At 42.0% G+C, this 3,906-nt stretch carries 2 protein-coding genes and 1 pseudogene; all 3 read right to left on the bottom strand.

What is annotated here, in order from left to right; genetic code table 11:
• Nucleotides 1-241: 241 nt before the first annotated feature.
• A complete protein-coding gene (gene metA, locus RDS42_RS13185) occupies nucleotides 242-1,174 on the bottom strand; it encodes a homoserine O-succinyltransferase (protein WP_308784062.1) in 933 nt (310 codons plus the stop codon).
• Nucleotides 1,175-1,204: 30 nt separating this feature from the next.
• Nucleotides 1,205-3,166 carry an NAD-dependent DNA ligase LigA gene (gene ligA / locus RDS42_RS13180; protein ID WP_308784061.1) on the bottom strand — a complete coding sequence of 654 codons (1,962 nt, stop codon included), beginning with the start codon at nucleotides 3,164-3,166 and terminating at the stop codon, nucleotides 1,205-1,207.
• Nucleotides 3,167-3,299: 133 nt separating this feature from the next.
• Nucleotides 3,300-3,899, bottom strand: a pseudogene (locus RDS42_RS13175) (pseudouridine synthase); the annotation flags it as partial.
• Nucleotides 3,900-3,906: the final 7 nt, after the last annotated feature.

Below are 3,906 nucleotides of genomic sequence, written 5' to 3'. Positions count from 1 at the left end.
CCACCCGTAAAACGGGTGGGGGCGACTCCTTATTATAAAATAAAAATGCCGGAATGCACGAATGAATTTTCATACACCCCAACATTTATTATAGAACCGGTTTATTAAAACTACAAGTGAACATCTGGCGGAAATATATTAACTCCTTGTGTTCTTCTAACGATAATTTTATTAGTTTTTAGTACACCATTTTATTTTGTAGTAACATCAGACGAATAAAAATGGAAAAACAGAAAATCCTTTAAATATTCTTAAAATCCGGTGTCCCCATCAGATCATAAGGCGTGCTCTGGTAAACGTAGTAATTCAGCCAGTTGGTATAGAGGTTGTTTGCGTGGGCACGCCACAAAAGCAGCGGCTTGTTCTGTGGATCATTATCCTGATAATAGTTTTCCGGAAGTTCAATGGGGAGACCTTTATCGGAATCACGCCTGTATTCTCCGTCAAGAGTAACACGGTCATATTCAGGATGTCCCATAACAAAAATTCTGCGGCCGTCCTCTGCCATAGCAAGGAAAAGTCCGGCTTCTTTTGACTCGGCAAGAACAGTCAGTTCTTTGCAGGCATGGATATCCTCAATAGGGACTTCTGTATGTCTGGAATGGGGAGCAAGGAACATATCATCAAATCCTCTTACAAGGGGAACCTTGCGGTTCAGTACTTTGTGCCAGAAAAGCCCAAACATTTTTTTGTCCAGCATTCTTTTTTTGAGTCCGTAAAAATGGTAGAGGCTTGCCTGGGCTGCCCAGCAGAGAAAAATAGTGGAAGTCACATGGGTTTCTGTCCAGTCCATAATCTCTGTCAGTTCTTTCCAGTAATCCACTTCTTCAAAATCCATCTGTTCTACAGGGGCTCCGGTGATGATCATTCCGTCAAAACGCATATGCTTCAATTCGGAAAAAGTCTGGTAAAATTTGTTCAAATGGCTTTTGGATGTGTTTTTTGCCACATGGCTTTCTACAGCCATGAAAGTAACGTCTACCTGCAGCGGAGTATTGGAAAGGGAACGGAGCAACTGGAGTTCTGTTTCCTCTTTCAGAGGCATCAGGTTCAGTATCAGTATCTGGATTGGACGGATATCCTGATGGATGGCCCTTCCCTCATCCATGACAAAAATATTTTCTTTTTCAAGAATTTCCTTTACAGGCAGATCGCTTTGTATTTTGATTGGCATGTTATGTTTCCTCCTGGTGTATCATTTTATTTAATAATCGGTCTGAGTGAGTTTCAGGAAATCTTCTTCTGACAAAATGGGAATTCCCAGTTCTCTGGCCTTTTTGTTTTTTGATGAATTAGATGCAGTATCATTATTGATAAGATAAGTGGTTTTTCCGGTAACAGAACCAGTTACTTTGCCTCCAAGAGATTCGATGAGATTTTTGGCTTCATTTCGGTTGGAGAAATGGTTCAGGCTTCCCGTAATCACAAAATTCATTCCTGCAAAAATCTGCTGGCTTTTAATCTCTTCTTGCTGTATATGGAGATGCTGCATAAGGTAGTCAAGTTTTTGATTGTTTTCTTCTTTGTGAAAATAGTCAACAAGGTTACGGGCGATAACAGGTCCGATTCCGTCAATGGCGCTGACTTCCTCCAGATCAGCCTTTCGTATGGCGTCCAGACTGTTGTCAAAATGACGGCAGATGACTTTGGCATTAGCCAGGCCAATATTGGCAATTCCGAGACTGTAGATTACCTTGGCAAGAGTGGTTTTTCTTGCGTTTTCCAGACTTTCCATAAGATTATCAAAGGATTTTTGACCAAATCCTTCCATTTCCATAATCTCATCCTTATAACGGCTGATTTCAAAAATATCACCGAAAGTATGGATAAAACCTCTGGCAATAAACTTTTCAAGTGTGGCTTCTGAAAGACCGTCAATATTCATGGCATCTCGACTGACAAAAAGTGTAAAGGCTTTGATCTTTTTTGCGGCACAGTCAGGATTTGTACAGTAAAGTGCTTCTACTTCATTTTCCTTTATGATCCTGGCTTCTTTTCCACAGGCCGGGCAGGTGTCCGGAATTTGGAGATTCCGGCTTCTTGTAAGATTTTCTGCAATCTGAGGAATGATCATATTTGCTTTATATACCTGCAGAGTATCTCCGATTCCCAGTTCAAGTTCTTTCAGGATGCTGACATTATGGACGCTTGCCCGGCTGACAGTTGTTCCTTCTAATTCTACAGGGTCAAATACAGCAATTGGATTGATCAGTCCTGTTCGGGAAGGACTCCATTCAATACTGCGTAAGGTCGTTTCGCGTATTTCATCTGCCCACTTGAATGCAAATGCATTTCTTGGGAATTTTGTTGTGGATCCCAGAGAGTCTCCGTAAGCAATGTCATCATAGAGGGCTACAAGACCATCTGAAGGAAAAACATTCTTTTCCACAGCATCAGCAAAATAGTCCATGGCTTCATCCAGTGTGTCTGCTGTAACAATGCGATACTCAACAACTTCAAATCCTTGTTTTTTCAGCCATTCCATCTGGTATTCTCTGGAATTATGCATATCCACATTGGAAGCAGATACCAGAGAAAATGCATAAAAACGAACATTTCTTTCTGCAGTGATCTGATTGTTAAGCTGACGTACTGATCCGCTGCATAAATTTCTCGGGTTTTTGTACCGGGCATCGACATCCTCAATAGAGCTGTTGATCCGTTCAAAATCAGGATAAGTGATAACTGCTTCTCCTCGAAGAACCAGGCGGCCCTGATAGGAGATTTTTAAAGGAATATTCCGAAATACACGGGCATTGTTGGTAATGACTTCACCGACGGTACCGTTTCCTCTGGTAACGGCTTTTTGAAGCTCGCCATTTTCGTAAGTAAGAACAATGGTCAGTCCGTCCATTTTCCAGGACAAAAGTGTTTTGTGGTTTCCGATAAATTCTCTGAGAGTTTCTCTGTCCTTTGTTTTATCAAGAGAGAGCATAGGACTTTCATGAGTTTCTTTTGGAAGAAAATCAACGGCTTCGTAACCGACGTTTACCGTGGGGCTGTCTGCCAGTGTGATTCCTGTCTCCTTTTCCAGTTTTTCCAGCTGATCGTACAGAGAATCGTACTCCCTGTTGTCCATGATCTCCCGGTCTTCCTGATAATAGGCTTTTGCTGCTTTGTTTAATATTTTTACCAGCTTTTTCATTTGCTGCAGGGCTGTTTCCATAATTACCTCCTGTAACTGTTTCATTTGAAGAATTTTTCAGCATTTGTTCCAGCTGTTTCTGTTCGTCAAGCCGGATGGTTCTGTATTCTCCAGGCTTCAGATTCCCTAATGTCAGATTCATGATCCGTATTCTTTTTAAAGAGATGACTTCGTAACCGAAATACGCACACATGCGCCGAATCTGTCTGTTTAATCCCTGAGTCAGGATGATACGGAAAGTATTTCTACCTGTTTTTTCCAAAAAGCACTTTCGGGTGACCGTATCCAGAACAGGGACGCCTGATGCCATTTTTTGGATAAATTCCGAAGAAACTTCCTTGTTTACAGTAACTAAATATTCTTTTTCGTGATAGTTTCCTGCACGCATGATCCGATTGACCAGATCGCCCTGATTAGTCAGCAGAAGAAGACCTTCTGATTCCTTGTCAAGGCGTCCGACAGGATAAATACGCAGAGGGTAGTCCAGAAATTCTGTGACAGTCGTTTCCTGCCGCTGCTTTTTTGTGCTGCAGACGATTCCTCTGGGCTTATAGAACAGGAGCAGTACCTGCTGTTTTTCCTGCTGAATGGGCTTTCCGTCCAGACAGACTTCTGCGTCTGGAGAGATGCGTTCTCCGGTGGAAACCAGAGTTCCGTTTATTGTGATTCGTCCCGCATCTGTATACTGATCCGCTTCACGCCTGGAACAGACTCCGGCATTACTTAGATATTTGTTTATTCTTATAGTGTTCATTATTTTT

Origin of the sequence: uncultured Blautia sp. (genome assembly GCF_902497045.1) — a bacterium.
Taxonomy (GTDB): domain Bacteria; phylum Bacillota; class Clostridia; order Lachnospirales; family Lachnospiraceae; genus Blautia_A.
This window is presented reverse-complemented; position numbering and strand designations above follow the sequence as displayed.

What these genes read in the sequence shown, in the direction of transcription:
- ligA (WP_308784061.1), bottom strand. Translation starts at nt 3,166, where the DNA reads ATGGAAACAGCCCTGCAGCAAATGAAAAAGCTGGTAAAAATATTAAAC.
- metA (WP_308784062.1), bottom strand. Translation starts at nt 1,174, where the DNA reads ATGCCAATCAAAATACAAAGCGATCTGCCTGTAAAGGAAATTCTTGAA.